This is a genomic window from Arthrobacter sp. ATA002 (assembly GCF_026898095.1).
Taxonomy (GTDB): Bacteria; Actinomycetota; Actinomycetes; order Actinomycetales; family Micrococcaceae; genus Arthrobacter_B.
The window spans coordinates 3,080,999-3,099,804 of the sequence record NZ_CP114015.1 but is presented as its reverse complement, the minus strand read 5'-3'; the positions used below and the strand labels follow the sequence as shown (position 1 = coordinate 3,099,804).

General features: G+C 68.9%; 18 protein-coding genes. 13 read left to right on the top strand and 5 right to left on the bottom strand.

Features of this window, described 5'->3' with window-relative positions; genetic code table 11:
- Positions 1-219 precede the first annotated feature (219 nt).
- From OL239_RS15250 to OL239_RS15230, 5 genes are all read left to right on the top strand, one after another.
- Complete coding sequence (locus OL239_RS15250; RefSeq protein WP_268909621.1) at positions 220-753, top strand: WhiB family transcriptional regulator; 534 nt, start codon at positions 220-222, stop codon at positions 751-753.
- 29 nt (positions 754-782) lie between these two features.
- Complete coding sequence (locus OL239_RS15245) at positions 783-2,183, top strand: glycosyltransferase family 2 protein (protein ID WP_268909620.1); 1,401 nt, start codon at positions 783-785, stop codon at positions 2,181-2,183.
- Positions 2,129-4,165: a hypothetical protein gene (locus tag OL239_RS15240; RefSeq protein ID WP_268909619.1), complete on the top strand. Its 2,037-nt coding sequence runs from the start codon at positions 2,129-2,131 to the stop codon at positions 4,163-4,165. Before OL239_RS15245 ends, OL239_RS15240 begins: the two co-directional genes overlap by 55 nt.
- A 141-nt stretch (positions 4,166-4,306) precedes the next feature.
- Positions 4,307-5,488, top strand: a complete 1,182-nt coding sequence (locus OL239_RS15235) for a DUF5719 family protein (protein ID WP_268909618.1) — start codon at positions 4,307-4,309, stop codon at positions 5,486-5,488.
- Complete coding sequence (locus tag OL239_RS15230; protein WP_268909617.1) at positions 5,389-5,952, top strand: DUF5719 family protein; 564 nt, start codon at positions 5,389-5,391, stop codon at positions 5,950-5,952. Before OL239_RS15235 ends, OL239_RS15230 begins: the two co-directional genes overlap by 100 nt.
- A gap of 49 nt (positions 5,953-6,001) precedes the next feature.
- Here the strand turns inward: OL239_RS15230 and OL239_RS15225 are convergent, their stop codons facing one another.
- On the bottom strand, positions 6,002-6,160 hold the full coding sequence (locus OL239_RS15225; protein WP_268909616.1) for a metallopeptidase family protein: 159 nt from the start codon (positions 6,158-6,160) through the stop codon (positions 6,002-6,004).
- Positions 6,157-6,516: a hypothetical protein gene (locus tag OL239_RS15220; protein ID WP_268909615.1), complete on the bottom strand. Its 360-nt coding sequence runs from the start codon at positions 6,514-6,516 to the stop codon at positions 6,157-6,159. Before OL239_RS15220 ends, OL239_RS15225 begins: the two co-directional genes overlap by 4 nt.
- A 106-nt stretch (positions 6,517-6,622) precedes the next feature.
- Between OL239_RS15220 and OL239_RS15215 the strand changes: the two genes are divergently transcribed.
- From OL239_RS15215 to OL239_RS15200, 4 genes are all read left to right on the top strand, one after another.
- Positions 6,623-7,003, top strand: coding sequence for a DUF3499 domain-containing protein (locus OL239_RS15215; protein ID WP_268909614.1), 381 nt, complete (start codon positions 6,623-6,625; stop codon positions 7,001-7,003).
- A 95-nt stretch (positions 7,004-7,098) separates the two neighbouring features.
- A complete protein-coding gene (locus OL239_RS15210; RefSeq protein ID WP_268909613.1) occupies positions 7,099-7,299 on the top strand; it encodes a Trm112 family protein in 201 nt (66 codons plus the stop codon).
- 8 nt (positions 7,300-7,307) lie between these two features.
- On the top strand, positions 7,308-8,786 hold the full coding sequence (gene ahcY, locus OL239_RS15205; protein WP_268909612.1) for an adenosylhomocysteinase: 1,479 nt from the start codon (positions 7,308-7,310) through the stop codon (positions 8,784-8,786).
- A gap of 199 nt (positions 8,787-8,985) precedes the next feature.
- A complete protein-coding gene (locus OL239_RS15200; protein ID WP_268909611.1) occupies positions 8,986-10,230 on the top strand; it encodes a L,D-transpeptidase in 1,245 nt (414 codons plus the stop codon).
- Positions 10,231-10,234: 4 nt separating this feature from the next.
- Here OL239_RS15200 and OL239_RS15195 read toward each other — a convergent pair whose 3' ends face one another.
- The gene (locus OL239_RS15195; RefSeq protein ID WP_268909610.1) at positions 10,235-11,038 is read right to left on the bottom strand and encodes an RDD family protein; all 804 of its coding nucleotides are present in this window, start codon (positions 11,036-11,038) and stop codon (positions 10,235-10,237) included.
- 64 nt (positions 11,039-11,102) lie between these two features.
- Between OL239_RS15195 and OL239_RS15190 the strand changes: the two genes are divergently transcribed.
- The 3 genes from OL239_RS15190 to OL239_RS15180 all read left to right on the top strand — a co-directional run bounded on the left by OL239_RS15190 (position 11,103) and on the right by OL239_RS15180 (position 14,039).
- Positions 11,103-12,098, top strand: coding sequence for a stage II sporulation protein M (locus tag OL239_RS15190; RefSeq protein ID WP_268909609.1), 996 nt, complete (start codon positions 11,103-11,105; stop codon positions 12,096-12,098).
- A gap of 208 nt (positions 12,099-12,306) precedes the next feature.
- Complete coding sequence (locus OL239_RS15185; RefSeq protein ID WP_268909608.1) at positions 12,307-13,464, top strand: hypothetical protein; 1,158 nt, start codon at positions 12,307-12,309, stop codon at positions 13,462-13,464.
- Positions 13,389-14,039 carry a TIGR01906 family membrane protein gene (locus OL239_RS15180; RefSeq protein WP_329609419.1) on the top strand — a complete coding sequence of 217 codons (651 nt, stop codon included), beginning with the start codon at positions 13,389-13,391 and terminating at the stop codon, positions 14,037-14,039. Before OL239_RS15185 ends, OL239_RS15180 begins: the two co-directional genes overlap by 76 nt.
- A 100-nt stretch (positions 14,040-14,139) precedes the next feature.
- Here OL239_RS15180 and OL239_RS15175 read toward each other — a convergent pair whose 3' ends face one another.
- Both OL239_RS15175 and OL239_RS15170 read right to left on the bottom strand, forming a co-directional pair.
- The gene (locus OL239_RS15175; RefSeq protein ID WP_268909607.1) at positions 14,140-15,954 is read right to left on the bottom strand and encodes an AMP-dependent synthetase/ligase; all 1,815 of its coding nucleotides are present in this window, start codon (positions 15,952-15,954) and stop codon (positions 14,140-14,142) included.
- Between the two features lie 42 nt (positions 15,955-15,996).
- Positions 15,997-17,529 (bottom strand): dolichyl-phosphate-mannose--protein mannosyltransferase, encoded by a 1,533-nt coding sequence (locus OL239_RS15170; protein ID WP_442864156.1) that lies wholly within the window; start codon positions 17,527-17,529, stop codon positions 15,997-15,999.
- Between the two features lie 162 nt (positions 17,530-17,691).
- Between OL239_RS15170 and rsmI the strand changes: the two genes are divergently transcribed.
- Positions 17,692-18,606, top strand: coding sequence for a 16S rRNA (cytidine(1402)-2'-O)-methyltransferase (gene rsmI, locus OL239_RS15165; protein ID WP_268909606.1), 915 nt, complete (start codon positions 17,692-17,694; stop codon positions 18,604-18,606).
- The last annotated feature ends 200 nt before the right edge of the window (positions 18,607-18,806 follow it).

The window sequence follows — 18,806 nt, the reverse complement described above, 5'->3', positions numbered from 1 at the left end:
CCGGTACGGCGGGGCGAAAATCCGGGCGTGGCGTGCCCCGGATCTGACGTCTTGACTCTATAGGATGCCGAAACAGCTTGACGGCGCCGTATTACACGCGTGTAATTAGGTATCGGATTTGTTCCAGCAATCCATCACCTAGATGCATTCCAAGCAGGCTGATTGTGCCTGGCAGGGCTCAAAGATCCGCTGCAGGGCAAAAACACCGGGAGGTCTTCCATGGGGCAGGCAGAATACACGCACGATCGGTCCATCGCCGCGCAGGCATCCGCCAGCTACGGCTCCCGCGGAGTGCCCGTGGACTGGTACGTGGATCCAGCTGACCCCGGCGCCGCAGAGCGCTACCGCCGCGACGCCGCCGGGCTGGAAGACCAGGCCACGGCTTTCCTGGCCGCGCACGAAGCCCTCGCCCCGGACACGGAGGACGAGGAGCTCCTCGACCCTCCCGTCGCCCTGTTCCCCGCCCCCGCCGAGCAGGACACCCGGCCCGTCTGGATCGGCCTGCCCGGACTGGGCAGCGACTACGACGACGGCGAGCTCGGCTGGCAGTCCGACGCGCTGTGCGCCCAGACGGACCCGGAGGCTTTCTTCCCGGAAAAGGGTGGGTCAACCCGCGACGCCAAGAAGGTTTGCGCGGCCTGCAACGTGCGCTCCCAGTGCCTGGAATATGCCCTCGCCAATGACGAACGGTTTGGAATTTGGGGCGGTCTGTCGGAGCGCGAACGCCGCCGGCTTCGGAAGCAGGCAGTCTAATTCCTTCGCACGTTCGTGTTTGTGCCGTTGTGGTTGCCCACAACGGCGCACAGTACCTTCCCGAAACACTGACAGCGCTGGCCGGACAAACCCGGCCGGCCGACGTCTGCATCGGCGTCGACGCCGGCTCCACCGATAATTCCGCCGCACTTTTGCGGCAGTTCCTGCCCGCCGGCAGCCCGGTGGCGGCCGCGCCGCCCAGGGCCGGGTTCGGCGCCGCCGTCCGTGCCGGCCTCGCGGAGCTGGCCGGGCCCGCACCGGCAGACCAAACAGAGGACTGGCTCTGGCTTCTCCACGATGATTCCGCCCCCGCGCCGAACGCGCTGGAGGAACTGCTGCTCGCAGTTGAACGCGCGCCCTCGGTCACCATCGCCGGCACCAAGCAGGTGGACTGGGAAAACGACCGGCAGCTCGTGGACGTTGGCGTCTCCATCAGCCGGTGGGCCGAACGTGTCACCCTGATCGACGCCGACGAACTCGACCAGGGCCAGTACGACGCGCGCAGCGACATCTTTGCCGTGAACTCAGCCGGCATGCTCGTGCGCCGCGACGTGTGGGAAGCCCTCGGTGGCTTTGACCCGGCGCTGCCCGGCACCGGCGACGACATTGACCTGTGCTGGCGCAACCGCCTCGCCGGACACCGCGTCGTCGTTGTTCCGGCCGCGAAGGTCCGCCATGCCGGCAGCAGGCCCAACACTGCTGCCTCCGCCCGCGCCCTGCGCCGGGCCGAGATTTTCCTGCGGCTCAAGCACGCTCCGCTGTGGCAGGTGCCCTTCCTGATGGCCGGCGCCGTCCTGGGCGGTTTCGGCCGGTTCTTCCTCGGAATGCTCGCCAAGGATCCCGGGTACGCTCTGGGCTCCCTGACCGCCAGCATCGGCGGGGTGCTGCGCCCGGTGGACCTCTTCCGCTCCCGGCGCGCCGCTGCGGCCACCCGCACCCGCCCGCGCAGCGCCGTCCACGCCCTGCGCACCGGCGCGCGCGAGGTGCGCGAACACCGCCGGTCCCTGTTCGAATCGGAACCGGCAGATGTTCCTGCGGCCTGGGGCCGGGCGAATGCAGATCCCTCGGACACAGCCGGTCTGCTGGGCTCGGGCACAGACGCCGGTTCCTTCGAGCCCAGCGGCGATTCCAACGACGATTTCGCATCCCTGGCCGCTCCGGCCCGGGCCTGGGTGGGCGTTGGCGCCGTTGCAGCGGCACTGCTGTTGCTGGCCGCGTCCCTGACCGCGCTGCACCGCTTTATTGGCGCCCCCGCCCTTGCCGGCGGCGCCTGCTGCCGCTGTCCGGGCGGCTGGGGGAAATTTGGTCCCACGCCTCCTCATGGTGGATTGAGCTCGGCTCGGGTTACCCCGGGCACGGGGATCCGTTCGATTACGTGCTGTGGCTGCTCGGTGTTGCCGGACTCGGCAGCACCAACACGGCCCTCGTAGCCCTCATGCTCACGGCGATGCCGCTGGCCGGTCTCAGTGCCTGGTTTGCAGCGGGAGCCCTGACCCGGCACCGCGGACTGCGTTTTTGGGCCGCCATGTTTTGGGGTGCCGCGCCGGCACTGCAGGTGGCGCTGGGCGACGGCCGCCTCGGGGCACTGATCGCTCATATCCTGCTGCCGCTGTTCGTGCTGGCTCTGCTGCGGGCGGTGGGGTCCGGAGAACCCGGGACCGGAACCGGCGGTCGTTCCGACATCCAGCCGGCTCCGGCACCGCGCGTCCCCGGAACCGGCGGCGTACCCAGCTGGGCAGCGGCCGCTGCCGCGGGACTGCTGCTGGCCGTCCTGACTGCCTCGGCACCCCTGCTTTTTGTCCTGGCCTGCACGGCCGTGCTCCTGCTGTCCGTGCGGCTGCGCCGGCGTGCGCGGACCCTGTGGTGGTCTCTGCTGCCGTCCGCGGCGCTGCTGCTTCCCCCGGCCGTCTCCGTGCTCGGGCGCCCGCGCGCCCTGGCCGCCGACCCGGGGGTTCCCCTTGGCTTTGATGCGGCCGCGCTGTGGCAGCAGCTGCTGGGGTTCCCGGTGGCCTTTGAGGTCACCGGACCGCTGCCCGCACTGGACTTCCTGCCCGCCGGTCCCTGGCCGCTGGTGCTTGCCGTCACCGTCGGGGCTCCGGTCCTGGCGCTGTCCGCGGCATCGCTCTTTGCCGGACGCCGGGCCGCGCTCGCGCGGCTGGCCTGGATCCTGAGCGTTCTGGCGCTCCTGCTGAGCTGGGCCTCGGCGTATCTGGCCACCGGAGCCACCGCCGGCGCCCTGGTGACGCCGTTCCCCGGTCCGCTGGTTTCGGCTGCGGTGTTCCTGCAGCTGTGTGCGGCCCTGCTGGCCGGCGACGCCATGCTGGCACGCCGGAAGCGGCCGGGCCGTGCGGGTGCCGGCAGCAGCGGCACCGCCGGCAGCAGCGCTGCTGCGGGCGGCCGGACCACGCGTCCGGCCGCCGTCCTGCTCGGCGTGCTCCTCGCGCTCGGGCCCGCGGCGAGCCTGGCCCTGTGGAGCTTTCCGCTGGCGACCGCCGGCCCGGGCAGTATCACGGCCGGTGTCAACGGCACCGGATTCCTGGTGGCCCCCGCGGCGGAACGCACCCTTCCCGCCACCGCGGCGGACCGGGGCGGCAGCGGCGAACGCACCCGAACCCTGTTGCTGCGCACCGACGCCAACGACGACGTCACGGCAGCATTGATGCGCAACGGCGGCACCACACTGGACAGCATGTCCGCGGTCTATGCCGCCCGCACAGTCACCGGGCCGGTCAACGCGGAGGAACTTGCGGACGACGACGACGCCGACGCGGACCTGCGCCGCGCCGTCGCCGTGATCACCGCCGGAACCGGCGTGGACCCGCGCGGGGAACTGGCCCGCCTCGGCGTCGGCTTTGTCGTCCTGCAGCAGTCCGATACCTCCGCCGAACTCCTTGCCGGCAAGATTGACTCGGTTCCCGGCTTGACCCCGGTGGGGCAGACCGGCTCCGGCTGGCTGTGGCGGGTTGCCGGGCAGCTGGACGGTCAGGGCACCGAAGGCCTGTCGGAGCAGACCGGCCGGGTCCGCATCGTGGCGGCCGACGGCACCGTGGAGTCTGTTGTTCCATCGGGGCGCACCGGTGTCCGGACATCCATTCCCGCCGGCGAAGAAGGCCGCCTGCTGGTCCTGGCCGAGCGCTCCGATCCCGGGTGGCGCGCAAGCCTGAACGGTTCACCCTGCCGGCGACGGCGGACGGCTGGGCCCAGGCCTTCGAGCTGCCGGCCGGGGAGGAGAGCTGGAAACGGGCTACACCACCGGCTGGGAACCATGGCTGGGCACGCTGCAGGTCCTGGTCATCGTGCTGACGGTGCTGCTGGCCCTGCCAACGCGCAGCCGCGCCGGCGTCGTCCGGCTGCCCGGCCGGCAGGGACCGCTCCGCACGGAGCCGGCGGCAGCGGAGCCGGCTCCGGCTGAAAGCTCCGCTCCGGCCGGTCCGGCGGAAGCTCCGCGGCAAACGCAGCCTGTCAATGTTTCGGGAACAGAAGCCCTCCGGGCGGAGCCGGACAACAGAGTCAATGCCTCCGGCGAAGCCGGCGCAGCGGAAGGACGACGCCGATGAGCCGCAGGGATTCACACAAAGAGCGCACGGAAGCGGCTGCGTCCCAGCCCGCTCCGGCCGGCCGGGCGGAAACCCGGGTCCGGCGGCAGCGGCGCCGGCAGCGGGCCGCCACTGCCGCTGCCGGCGTCCTGATCCTTGCTGCGGCTGCGGCCGCAGTAGTTGGACCCCACGTGCTGGATGCCGGAGCAGCCGACCGAAGGGTCGGCGTCCCGGCCGCCGAGGTTCCCGCCGGCCCGCTGACCGCGGTGTGCCCGGAACCGCTGCGGCTGCTCTCCGGCGACGTCGCCGGAACGGATCCGGAGTTCAGCCCCTTGTCGGCATCGGCCCGGACCTCGCTGAGTGCTGCGGTGCTCAGCGGGCCCGGCAATCCGGTGCCCGCGTCCGCGCTGCTGGGGGCGGACGGCACCACAGCCCTCAAGACTATCGCCGAGGACGCTCCGGACGCTGCGCCCCTGGCGGGGGTCCGCAGCGCCGGCGCCGTCAGCCATTTTGATGTTTCCGATGTCAGCGTCCTGAGCGCTGAACCCTCGGGTACCCTGCAGGCCACGGCCAACGCGGTGACCACGTTCGCCGCCGGAGACGGGGACTTGTCCGGCCTCGCTGCCGCCAACTGCCAGGCCCCGGGCAATGACATGTGGATCACGGGAGTGCGCACCACCGTAGGGGCCACTGCCGTCCTGCGGCTGACCAATTCCTCCGCGAGCGCGGCCACCGTTGACCTGGAAGTCTATGGTTCCAAGGGGCGAGTGGAGGGCACGGGCACCCGGGGGATCCTGGTTCCGCCCGGGGAAACACAATCGATTGTCATGGCGGGGCTGGCCGCAAACGAACCGGCGGCGGCCGTCCGCGTGCGCAGCTCCGGCGGCCCGGTCACGGCCCTCGTGCAGCAGAGCATTCTTCGCGGCCTCACCCCCGGTGGTGTGGAGCTGCTGCAGCCCGCCGCTGCCGCCTCGCCCCGGCAGGTGATCAGCGGGCTCCGTATCCAGGATCCCGCCGCCACCACAAGGTGGCCGCGCAGCGCGGTTTCGAGTTCGCGGCGCCGGCTGTCCAAGTGGCCGTTCCCGGCAGCACCAACGCCGTGGTTTCCGTCCGGGTCCTTGGTCCGCAGGGGGAGGAAGCGATTGAGGGCGGCGGCATCTTTACCGTCCCGGCCGGCAGCGTCGGCCAGCTGCCCCTGACTGACCTGGCCGAGGGCACCTACACGGTGGAGGTATCCGCCGATGTCTCAGTGGTCGCGGGAGCCGTCACCAGCCGCGGAACCGAGGTGGACGAGCCGGTGGACATCGCCGTCGCCCCCAGCGGCGAGCGGCTGGGCAGCGAACACCTGGCAGTGCTGCCGAACGCCAATTCGGTGCTCACCTTTGCCGCGCCGTCGGGAGCTGCCGAAGTCCGCCTGACCGGCGTCGGAAAGGACGGGGCCCTCAAGGACGAGCAGGTCGTGGCGGTCGCTGCGGGAACCACGGCCGAGGTGCCGGCCACGGACGTGGGTTCGGGCCTCGTTGCGGTGCTGGTCAGCACCACCGGGGACGCCGTCTACGGAGCGCAGGTGGTTACGTCCGCGGACGGCCCCGGAGTCTCGGTGCTGCCGCTGCCCCGGGGTAACGTGGGCGGGCTGAGCGTACCGGTGGGCCTGGGCTACTAGCGGAACGGCGGCTGTGGTTCGGCGCGGCCTACGGGCGGACCCGGCGCAGCTACAGCGGCCGGAACCGCCCGTAGGCCGGGTCCACGGTTTCCGGATCCATCCCCATCAGGCTGGCCAGCTGTTCCACTACGACGTCGTGAATCAGCTCGCTGACCGGCACGAGGCCGCGGGCCGCCGCCTCCACCGGATGGCGGTATACAGTGATCACCGCCGGCCGGGGCCCGCCGCGGGCGCACCGGCACCGAACGGCAGGTGCCCGCCGGACGCGGCCAGCTCCTCGAGGCCGGGCGGGATGTCCTGGACCACGAACTGGTAGGTCTGGATGTCCTCGCCCCACAACCGTTCCAGACGCTGCGCCGATTCCAGGACCCATGCGTCAAAGCGCTCCGAGCGGGAGCGGGACCCGGCCAGATGTGCCGGAATCAGCTCTCCGCGCAGGCCGCGCCCGTGCCGGTTGCGGCGCCGCCGGTGAAACGGGCGCTGCCGCCCGGCGCCGGCCGGAAGAGAGCGGGCGCCGTCATCGCCGGGGCCGAGAATCACCCTAAGAGTTGGTCCGGTGGACATATAAGCACTGTAACCGGTGGGGCCCGCCGCAGGCACTGTTTCCCGGCGGCCGCCTTTCGGCGAGCCTGCCCGGCTCCGGCCGCCGGGCCGGGTAAAGTGATGCTCCGTGGATTCCTTAAGACTGTGCTCCAGATCAGCGTGCCGGCAGGCGGCTGTCGCCACCCTGACCTACGTCTATGCCGACTCCACCGCGGTGCTGGGGCCGCTGGCGACCTACGCCGAACCGCATTGTTACGATTTGTGCAGCGGCCACGCGGCCCGGCTGACTGTTCCCCTGGGCTGGGAAGTGGTCCGGCTGGACCTCTCGGACCAGGCCCGCACCCCGAGCCGCGACGACCTGTCCGCCCTCGTGGATGCAGTGCGGGAAGCGGCCCAGGCGCCTGCGGCTGAGGCGCCCAAACGCGCCGGCAAGCACGCACTGGAACCACCGGCGGAGATCCCCGGAAGCCGGCGTGCGCACCTGCGGGTGCTCCGTGAAGAGGTCTGAGCACCGCGAACCCGGTACCCGGAAGGGATAGTCTGGGGGCCTGCGCCGCGTTTACCGAGCACGGCATCGACGTATCCAAGGAAGTGCTGTTATCCATGGCCACACTCACTGCCGACCTGATGGCGGTCCTGCGCTGCCCCGTAACGGGTTCTCCGCTGGAAGAGGAAAACGGCGAGCTGGTTTCGACTGCCCCTGACGCCGCCGGACGCCGTGTCCGCTACGTCCTGGACGAGGGCATTCCGGTCCTGCTGGCGTCTTCCGCAACGGACGCGTCCGCCCCCGCCACTTCGAACTGAGGATCGCCATGAGTTTCGACTTCAAAGTAGCAGACCTGTCCCTGGCTGAGGCCGGACGCCACCAGATCCGCCTGGCCGAGCACGAAATGCCCGGCCTGATGGTCCTGCGCCGCGAGTACGGCCCCGCCCAGCCGCTGAAGGGCGCCCGCATTGCCGGATCCCTGCACATGACCGTCCAGACGGCAGTCCTGATCGAAACCCTCACCGCGCTGGGCGCCGAGGTCCGCTGGGCCTCGTGCAACATCTTTTCCACCCAGGATGAGGCGGCGGCCGCCGTCGTCGTCGGCACCGGCACCCCGGAGGAACCTGCCGGCGTGCCGGTGTTCGCCTGGAAGAACGAGTCCCTGGAGGACTACTGGTGGACCGCGCAGCAGATCCTGTCCTGGCCTGAAGGCTCCGGCGGACCGAACATGATCCTGGACGACGGCGGCGACGCGACCTTGCTGCTGCACAGGGGCGTCGAGTTCGAGGCGGCGGGCGCAGTGCCGGAGAACCCGGAGGAAGGGGATCCGGGATACTCCTACGAATACACCGTCATCCTGGACGTGCTGCGCCGCTCGCTGGCGGAAACACCCGGCAAATGGACCGCCATTGCCGAGGGAATCCGCGGCGTCACGGAGGAAACCACCACCGGAGTGCTGCGGCTCTACCAGCTCGCTGCCGAGGGCCAGCTGCTGTTCCCGGCTATTAACGTCAACGACTCGGTGACCAAGTCCAAGTTCGACAACAGGTACGGTATCCGGCATTCCCTGCCGGACGGCCTGAACCGGGCCACCGACACGCTGATCGGCGGCAAGGTGGCTGTGGTCTGCGGCTACGGCGACGTCGGCAAGGGCGCCGCCGAAGCGCTCCGCGGGCAGGGCGCCCGGGTGATCGTCACCGAAATCGATCCCATCTGCGCCCTGCAGGCAGCCATGGACGGCTACCAGGTGGCGAAGCTGGAATCGGTGCTGGGACAGGGCGACCTGTTCATCACCACCACGGGCAACAAGGACATCATCATGGCCGAGCACATGGCCCGGATGAAGCATCAGGCGATCGTGGGCAACGTGGGACACTTCGACAACGAAATCGACATGGCCGGGCTCGCGAAGATCCCCGGCATCCACAGGGTCGAAATCAAGCCGCAGGTGCACGAATGGATCTTCGACGAGGGGACCGGGGAACAGCGCAGCATCATTGTGCTCTCCGAGGGCCGGCTGCTGAACCTGGGCAACGCCACCGGGCATCCCTCGTTTGTCATGTCCAACTCCTTCGCAAACCAGACCATCGCCCAGATCGAGCTGTTCACCAAGCACGGCAAACCGGTGGAGGACGGCGGCTACGCCAACCAGGTGTACGTGCTGCCCAAGGTCCTGGACGAGAAGGTGGCCCGCCTGCACTTGGCCGCCCTCGGCGTCGAACTGACTGAACTGACCAAGAGCCAGGCAGAGTACCTCGGCGTGGACGCCGCCGGCCCGTACAAGCCCGAGCACTACCGCTACTAACGCCGCATGATGAAGCATGGCAAGGGACGGCGCCCCGCAGGGGCGCCGTCCCTTTGGCGGTCCGGACCGCAACGCGGCCGGAGCGCGCACAGGCAACGATGTGGCATCTTTTGCAGGAGCCGTACCGTAAACTGACGCTGGGGGGGCTATGGTCGCTCCAACATCTGTCGAGAGCACCGGGAAGCATTGGTTAGCAGTCATGGCACAGGACACAAAAAGGCGCAAGGGCTGGATCATTGGTCCTGTGCTGGCAGGAACGATCCTACTGGGCGGAGGCACTGCCCTCACCTCGTGTTCGGTGGTTGCCGGAGAGGCCACAGGCTCCGGATCAAATGCGCCTGCCGCAGCCTCAAAGTCCCCGGAATCAAAACCGGATGTGCCCAAACCTGTTGCCGTGGTGACCCCGGAAGCTGACGCGGTGGAAGTGAACCCGGCGTCCCTTCCCGTGCTCACCGTGCAGCAGGGGACGGTGAAATCAGCCAAACTGGCGCCCGAGGCCGGCGGCGAGCCTGTTCCGGGCGAGGTCAGCGCCGATGGAACCGTATGGACGGCGTCGGCCCCGCTGGCCTTCAACACGCCGTATCAACTGACCTACACGCTGGCCGATGCCAACGGTGAAACGACTGCCGGGACCAGCAGGTTCACCACGGTTACGCCGCCCAATGAGGCCAACGCCGTGATGTATCCGGCGTCCGGATCGACGGTGGGCACCGGGCAGCCGATCGAACTGCGGTTCAGCGAACCGGTGCTGAACAAGGCTGACGTCGAAGCCGCCATCACCGTCACTTCCACTTCCGGGCAGGTGGGGGCCTTCTACTGGATCAGCGACACCCAGGTCCGCTACCGGGCCGAGGAATTCTGGGCGCCGCAAAGCACCATCACCGTCGACATGCAGCTCTTCGGGGTGGATTTCGGCAACGGAATGATCGGTAACTTCAACGACACCGCATCCTTCACGACCCACAACAACCGGCTGGCCGTCGTCGACAATGCGGACAAGATGATGCGCGTCTACATCGACGGCGTGCTCACCCGGACCTTCCCGGTCACGCTGGGCACCCAGGACTGGCCCTCCACGATCGGCTACCACGTGATCATGGACCAGCATCAGAGCATTCCCTTCCGGGCGGAGTCGCTGGGGCTGAAACCCGGCGACGAACACTATTACGAACCCGTGGACGCCAAGAACGCCTCCCGGATCTCCAACGGCGGAGCCTTCATCCACGAGGCCCTGCCGTCCGCTCAGCCGGTGCTCGGCGTCGCCAATGTGTCGCACGGCTGCATCGGCATGAGCCCGGAGGGTGCGAAATACATCTACGACAACTTCGACGCCGGCGACGTCGTGCAGGTGCTCAACACCGGCTACGGGCCGATGTATGTCTGGGACGGCTTCGGAGACTGGAACCTGCCCTGGGAGCAGTGGGTCAGCCAGCCCAAGCAGTAGCCGGTTACCGGCTGAACGGCAGCCGGTGCAGCCTCCGGCCCAGCTGTTCGGTACGGTCCCGCTGCCGGGACAGAGCCGCATAGTCGCGGTCCCGGCGTTCGGCGGTCACGGCGCAGAGGAAATCCTCCGGCAACGTTCCAGCCGGCGGCTGGGGTGACACGAAGGCCGAAACCTCGGCGGCCAGCCCGGCGGCAAGGGTGCTGCGCGACTGCGGCGACAGCCGTGCGCTCTGGGTCAGGAAGCGCGTGACGCGGCGGGACAGGGCGTCCGGCAGCCGGCCCAGGTCGGCCAGCCCGGCCCACGTCCGCAGCGGCGGCGGCACAATGACCTGCGGAGCCGGAGGTGCTGAAATGCGTTCCCGGAGGGCGTAGGTCCCGGCCATGGCGTCCCCGAGGCGTTTGGACTTTTCATTGAACAGGGCAACGATGAAGGCCAGGGAGCCGAAGGACAGGTAAATCTCCAGGATGGCCGTCATGCCGCGGATGAGGCAGTGGCGGAAGCGCACCGCACCGCCGTCGTCGCGCACAATCCGCAGGCCCATCGCGAGCCGGCCCAGGGACTTGCCGCGGGTCAGGGTTTCCACCGCCACCGGTGCTCCGACCATAACCAGGACCACGATCGTCAGAATAAGTGCGGTGCCGAGCGCCGGATCCACCGACTCGCCCAGCGTCTGCCCGAACAGCACCAGCAGCCCGAACAACACCACCAGCTGGGCGGTTACGTCGATGATGGAGCTGACGGCGCGTGCCGCGAACGACGCCGGGCGCAGCTCCAGGACAACGGCCTCTCCGGTGACAATCGAACTCACCCGTGCTCCTCCCGGCGGCAATTCGTGGTGGGAACTCCACTGTACCCAGCGTTAGTGTGTAACCGTGGATATGGATGCCTTTAGCGCAGTGCACGCCCCGGACTGGCAGCGCGTGGACGAACTCTCGGCGCAGCGCCGGCTCAGCGGCGAGGAAGCTGACGAACTGCTCCGCCTGTACCGGCGTACCTCAGCTCATCTGTCCACCATCCGGTCGGTGGCGCCCGAAGGCGCGCTGTCCGCGGCACTGTCCATGCGGCTGTCCCGGGCCCGGACCCGCTTTACCGGCGCCCGCTCGAACTTCCTCGAGGATCTGGTGTCCTTTTTCGTCTACGCGCTGCCGGCCGGTTTTTACCGGGTCCGCTGGCTGACGCTGGCCGTGGGTGCAGCCTTCATCCTGACGGCCTGGCTCGCCGGCATGTGGGCGGCGTCCACGCCCGCGGTCATCTCTGCGGCACTGGGATCGGACACCCAAATCCAGCAGTATGTGGAGCAGGACTTTGTCTCCTATTATTCGGAGAACCCGGCCGCCTCCTTTGCCGGACAGGTATGGACCAACAACGCCTGGATCGCACTGCAGGCCGTTGCGTTCGGAATCACCGGGATTTGGGGCCCGTTCATTCTGTATCAAAATGCGGTGAATGTGGGGATCGCCGGCGGAACCATGGCCGTGTACGGTCAGCTGGATGTCTTTTTTACCTACATCCTGCCGCACGGCCTGATGGAACTGACAGCCGTGTTTATTGCCGTGGCAGCCGGGCTGCGGATCTTTTGGGCCTGGGTGGCCCCCGGCCGGCAGACCCGGTCCGCAGCGGTTGCCGCCGAGGGCCGGTCACTGTTCACCGTTGCCCTGGGACTGGTGATCGTACTGTTCCTGTCCGGGCTCGTGGAGGGCTTTGTGACCCCCTCGCCCCTGCCCGCCTGGCTGCGGCTCGCGATTGGTGCCGCGCTTTTCTGCGCCTACTGGGTCTACACGCTCGTTCTGGGCAGCCGCGCCTACCGGGCCGGGCACCGCGGCGACCTGTCCCGGCGGGACAGCGCCGACGTGCTGCGGACCGCCTGACCGCCTGACTTGCTGATTACCTGCCGCCGCGGGCGGGGCTGCTGCGGCGACAAAAGGGTAACGGTCGCGGCGACTTGGGGCTGGTTCGGGGTGGCTGCCGTTTCCCGCTGCGCTCTCCCGGTAGGGTCGAAGGAGGATGGAGCCCGAAAGCCCACCGGAATCCGCAAACAGGCCGTACTGACAGGCCAGGGAAGTGAAAGAGGAAGTAGTGGCAAGCCAGGACGATACCCCCCACCAAAAACCGACACCCAAAGACTCCGTGGAGACCGGCCGGAACCGGAACGAACCGGGTGCCGGTGACGGCCTTAGCGACGCCAGCGAAACCATTGTCAGCGGCGACCACGCTGCGGGAACCGGGGCTGCGGGAACCGCGGCGGCCACCGCGCCTGCGGAAGGCACGGCAGCACCCGGCGGCACGGCAACACCCGGCGCCGCTGCCGGCGATGCCAAGACCGGTGCCGCCGACGACGGCCTCGACCACGATGACTGGGACGCCGCCTTCGCCGACGCCGCAGGAGCCCCGTCGGGCTCGGCAACGGGCGCCTCAGGAACGGGCACTTCGGGAACGGGCGCCTCAGCAGCCCGCGGTGTTGCAGCGGATGCCGGTGACGACGTCGTACCGGGAGGACACCCCTCCCTGGCTCAGCGCAGCAGCCTGCCGATGCGGCGCGCCAGCACCCTGCCCGATCTGAGCGGCTACGGCGAACTCTCCGACGAGGAACTGAAGCAGGCAGGGTCCATAGATGCCGTCCTGCCGCCGTCGGGCAACCATGCCGCTGAGGGCTCCGGGCCTGCGCGGACGCCCCCGGCCGTAGCAACGGCCGGCGCCGGAGCCGATGCTGCCGCCGGAACTCCGGACAGCGGAACTCCGGACAGCAAGGCTCCGCATACCGGAACTCCGGACAGCGGAAGTCCGGACGCCGGCACCTCGGGCGGAAACGGCACAGCACCGGCGGCCGCCGGCGCAGCCGCCGTTTCCGGCGCAACAGCATCCGGCGCAACGGCTGTTTCGCCGCAAACCACTCAAATGAGTGCGGCCGCCGGCACCGCGCCGTCGGCTGACTCTCCGCGCGGGAAGGGCTCCGCTGGCGCGGATCCGGCCGGCGGGGACAGTTCCACTGATCGTGACGCCGATGACGAGATTTCCGAGGAGGAAGCCCGCCGCCGGGCCGAGGAGCGGGAACGGGCCGGTGCGCCAAAGCCGGTCCTGGCCCGCATCCTGCAGGTGATGGTTGCGGTGTTCTTCCCGGTAATGCTGCTCGCGGCAGCAATCCGGGCCGTGGCGACCCCCTGTTCCTGTGGATTGAGTACCACCGTCCGGGTTTCCCGGCTGACAGCTACGGCTTCTCCACCGATGACCGTATGACCTACGGTTCGTACGCGGTGGATTACCTGCTGAACTTTTCCGGCGCCCGCTACTTGGGAGATCTGGTCACCAGCGGCGGAGAGCCGCTGTATCTGGAGAGCGAAGTCAGCCATATGGCTGACGTGAAGACGGTCCTGACCATCGCCTTTGTGTCCGCGCTGGCCATGGCGCTGCTGAGCGTGCTGGCCTGTGTGTACTTGGCCAAGCGCAGTCCCGGAGGTATCCGCCGGGCGCTCTTCTCCGGCGCGGTGCTGACCCTGGTGCTCGTGGGTGCCCTGATCGTCACGGCCGTACTGGGCTGGGAGAGCTTCTTTACCCAGGTGCACACGATCTTCTTCGCCAACGGCAACTGGACGTTCCGGATGGATGACACTCTGATCCGGCTCTTCCCGGCCCAGTTCTGGATGGACGCCGGCATCGCCATCGCCGGTCTGGTGCTTCTCGTCTGCCTCGTCGTGCTGATCTGCGCATGGCCGACCAAGGCCCGGAGGAGCGCGCCCGCGCCAAGCAGGAAGCAGCCCGCCGCCGGTACCTCGACTCGCTCGAAGCCGTCTAGCCGAAAACCGGCTGCCTGAGGGCACCGGTCCCGCTGGCACCCGCAAAATCTGCACCAACAAAAAGAAACTGCACGTCTCCGGCCGGAGACGTGCAGTTTCCTTTTCGCAGGCCGCAGCGCTACTTCGTGTAGAGCTTTTCCACCTCGGCGGAGTAGTCGGCGATCACGGCGTTGCGGCGCAGTTTCAGCGTGGCCGTCAGGTGGCCGGATTCCAGTGAGAAGTCCTGCGGCAGCACCGTGAACTTCCGGATTTGTTCCGCCTGGGACACCGTGGCATTCGCGGCATCCACGGCCGCCTGCAGGGTGGCCCGGACCGCCGGGTCGTCCGCCGCCGTTCGCGTGGTGACCGCCGAACCGTTCTCGCGGGCCCATGCGGCCAGGGTCTCGTCGTCGAGGGTCAGCAGGGCCGTCACGAACGGCCGCCCTTCGCCGACAACGATGGCCTGGGACACCAGCCGGTGCTCCCGGATCTTCTCCTCCAGTGGACCGGGGGCAACGTTCTTGCCGCCGGCCGTAACCAGGATGTCCTTTTTCCGGCCCGTGATCGTCAGGAAGCCGTCGTCGTCCAGCGAACCCATATCGCCGGAATGGAACCATTCGCCCGTGAAGGCGGCAGCGTTGGCCTCAGGATTGTTGTGGTAGCCCTTGAAGACGCCGGCGCCGCTGATCAGCACCTCGCCGTCGTCGGCAATCCGGATGGCGGTGCCGGGCAGGGCCAGGCCCACCGACCCCGCGCGGGACAGCGGAACGGTGTTCACAGTGGCGGGCGCCGTGGTCTCGGTGAGGCCGTAGCCTTCCAGCACCATCACGCCGGCGCCGCGGAAGAAGTGCGAAAGCTGCGGGCTCAGCGCGGACGCCCCGCTGATGGCGTAGGTCAGCTTGCCGCCAAAAACGTTGCGCACCTTGGGATACAGCACCTTGTCGAAGAGCTTGTGCCGCAGCTTCAGCGCTGCCGACGGGCCCCTGCCCCCGCGGGATGCGGCGTCGACGGCGGTGGAGTAGGCCACCGCGGTCTCTGCTGCCGCCGCAAACAGCTTGCCCTTGCCGGCGGCCTCGGCGGACTGCTGCGCCCCGGCGTAGATCTTCTCGAAGATCCGCGGTACGGCGAGCAGGAACGTGGGCTGGAAGGATTTCAGGTCACCCATCAGGTCCGCGGCGCTGCCGGAATGGCCAACGCGCACCCCCGCGGCCAGGCAGCCGACCTGCACCGCCCGGGCGAGGACATGCGCCAGCGGCAGGAACATCAGCGTGCTGACGTCCTTCTCCTTGAGCATTTCCGGCAGGAACTCAATGATGTTGACGCCAAACAGGGCAAAGTTGCCGTGCGTGATCTCGCAGCCCTTGGGCCGTCCCGTGGTCCCGGAGGTATAGACCATGGATGCCACGGACTCCAGCGTGGCCGCGGTCCGTGCCGCCTCGAGCCGGTCATCGTCAACCGCGGAACCGGCGGCAACCAGCTCACGGAAGGCACCTTCGGCGTCGTCGCCGTTCATGAGCCACAGCTGGAGATCCAGGTCAGCGCCGGCCGCGGCCGCCGTAACGACCGCGGCTTTGCGGGCATCCTCGGCGAAGACATGGGTGGCGCCGGAGTCTTCCAGGATCCACTCCACCTGGGAGGCGGAGGACGTTTCATAGATCGGAACCGTGACGGCGCCGGCGAACCAAACGGCCAGATCCACCAAGGTCCATTCGTAGCAGGTCCGGGACATGACAGCGACGCTGTCGCCGGGGCGTACGCCGGATGCGATCAGCCCCTTGGCCAGTTCGCTGACCGAAGCCAGGAAGTCATGGGCGCTGACGTCTTTCCATCCGCCGTCGCTCTTCAGCGAGAACAGGGAATGGTTGGGGGTCTTCGCATGCAGTCCCACCAGGATGTCGGTGATGTTCGACTCTGCGGCGAGATGGACCAGCAAATCAGTGGCGGATTCGCGCACCGTTGGCCTCTCTTTCTGTGCCTGCGCACATGGGTATGGAGACTAAATCCAGCTGGGCATCCACATACGCAGCCGCCAGTCAGAATACGGGATAGTTTCGGCCGTCCAGACCGGCAGGAAGAATGCGCTTACCAGGACGGCCGCCAGGAGGAAGACCGCGACGGCCGCCGCACCGGCCCGCCGGCGGGGGAGGGAATCGGTGCGCCGGCCCAGAACGAGTCCCAGCACCCAGGTCAGGGCGAGGATCAGGAACGGTTCAAAGGACACGGCGTAGAAGAAGAACGTGGTGCGTTCCGGATACGCGAACCAGGGGAGATAACCGGCGGCGACGCCCGCCAGGACGGCTCCGGCCCGCCAGTCGCGGCGGCCAATCCAGGCGAACAGCAGGACCAGCAGTGACAGAGCAGCCGCCCACCAGATCAGGGGATTGCCCAGGACGGTCACGGCGGTGCTGCACGATTCAGCCGTGCAGCCGTCAACGCCCAACGGAGAGGATTCGTAGAAGAACGACGTCGGCCGGCCCATGAAGAGCCAGGTCCAGGCGCTGGCTTCGTAGGTGTGGTCGGAGCTGAGGCCGTTGTGGAAGGTGTAGGCGCTGCGGTGGTATTCCGCCAGGGAACGAAGCCAGTCCGGCAGCCAGCCCCACTCCTGCGACGGGTTGTCCTGCGCCCAGTTCCGCCCGTAGGAGTCGGCGGACCGGAGCCAGCCCGACCAGGACCCCAGATAGGCCAGTGCCGCCGCGGGAATGACCGTGAAGAAGGCAGGCACCCCGTCCTTAAGCAGCCCGGCGGTGGGCCAGGCGCTGATGCCGGCCACCCGGCGCGCGCCGACGTCCCAGAGCACGGTCATCAGGCCGAACACCGCGACAAACGCCAGTGCCGACCACTTGGTGCCAACGGCCAGGCCCAGGCATACTCCGGCCACCAGACGCCAGGGACGCCACAGCAGCCAGGGACCGAACACCAGGGCTCCCGCCGCCGGCGGTCCGCCGCCGGCCCCGGCGGAGAGCCTGCGGGCCAGGCGGCGCCGTCCGTCGTCTCGGTCAAGCAGGAGCGCACCAAACGCGGCCACGATCCAGAAGGCCAGGAAGACATCCAGCAGCGACGTGCGTGAGTGCACGAGATGGTGTCCGTCGACGGCCAGCAGCAGCCCGGCAACTCCACCCAGCAGCGGAGAGCGGAACAGCCGGACGGCGATCAGGCCCACCAGCAGGACCGTCAGGGTTCCGGTGGCCGCAGCGCCAAACCGCCAGCCAAAGCTGTTGTCCGCGCCGAACAGCGCCATCCCCGCCGCAATCATCCATTTGCCGACAGGGGGATGCACCACATATTCCGGCGTCGACAGCAGGATGTCGGGGTTCCCCGCGTTGAACGAGGCGTTGGCGTCTTCGGGCCACTCGCGCTCATACCCGGATACCAGGAACGAGTAGGCATCCTTGACGTAGTAGGTCTCGTCGAAAACCAGGGACCGCGGCTCCGACAGCCGGACAAAGCGCAGCACACCGCCCACGGCGGCCGCCAGCAGGGGAGGACCCAGCCCCAGAGACCAAGGGTGAAGGTGGTGCCCGGCGCCCATCCCAGCAGCCGGTTCCGCAGCACGGTGAAGCGGTACGCTTCACGGGGGTCCTGGACAAGCGGCGCCGGGCCGGGGGCTGGGGTTTCGCTCACGGTCAGGCTCACGCGCTCCACTCTATAGCGGCTCCCGGACGTTCCCCGCCCCCAACTCGCGTAGGGTTAGATGGTGAATTCCAGCAAGAAGACGACCGGTCCCGGTACTCCCCAGAACACCCGGAACGACGGCGGCAGCACCGGCGCCGCGGCAGGGCAGATAGTCCTGGCGGCTACGCCCATCGGCAATATGGGCGATGCCACCAACCGGCTGATCGGGCTGCTGGAAACCGCCGACGTGATCGCGGCCGAGGACACCCGGCGGCTGCACCGGCTCGTTTCGGCGCTGCAGATCTCCACCACGGGCCGGATTATCAGCTACCACGAGCACAACGAGGCAAGCCGCACCGCGGATCTGCTGGACATGGTGCGCGGAGGTGCCACCCTGCTGATGGTGACCGACGCCGGCATGCCCGCGGTGTCCGATCCCGGCTTCCGGCTCGTGGAGGCCGCCGCGAAGGAAGGCCTGACCGTCACGGCGGCGCCGGGCCCGTCCGCTGTCCTGACCGCCCTGGCCCTGTCCGGCCTGCCCACCGACCGGTTCTGCTTTGAGGGGTTCCTGCCCCGGAAGGCCGGAGAGCGCAGCGCCCGGCTGGCGGAGCTTGTCTCCGAGCAGCGCACCATGGTGTTCTTCGAAGCACCGCACCGGCTGGAACCGATGCTGCGCGCGCTCGACACCGCGTTCGGCGGCGACCGCCGTGCCGCCGTCGCCCGCGAGCTGACCAAGCTGCACGAGCAGGTGCTGCGGGGCCCGCTGCGTGAACTGCTGGAATGGGCCGAGGCCTCCGAGATCCGCGGGGAAATCGCCGTGGTGGTCGCCGGCGCCGGAGAGGCCGCGCCCGAGCAGCCCGAGGACCATGTGGCCGCCGTCAACGGCCTGATCAGCCAGGGGTCACGGCTCAAGGACGCCGTCGCCGCCGTGGCCGAAGACGCGCGCATCAGCAAGCGGGAACTCTACGCGGCCGTCCTGGCGGCCCGCGGCTGACCTGCGGTTGACCCGGGCCGCTGCCCCGGGCCGGTTGACCCGGGCCGCTGCCCCGGGCCGGTTGACCCGGGCCGCTGCCCCGGGCCGGTTGACCCGGGCCGGCTGGAGCCGGTGCGCCGCCGTCCGCGCCGCTTTGGCCAACTGCACAACCGAGGCATCGGCGTGTGGTGCACTTCAGTCTTTACACCCGCAAGCGGGCG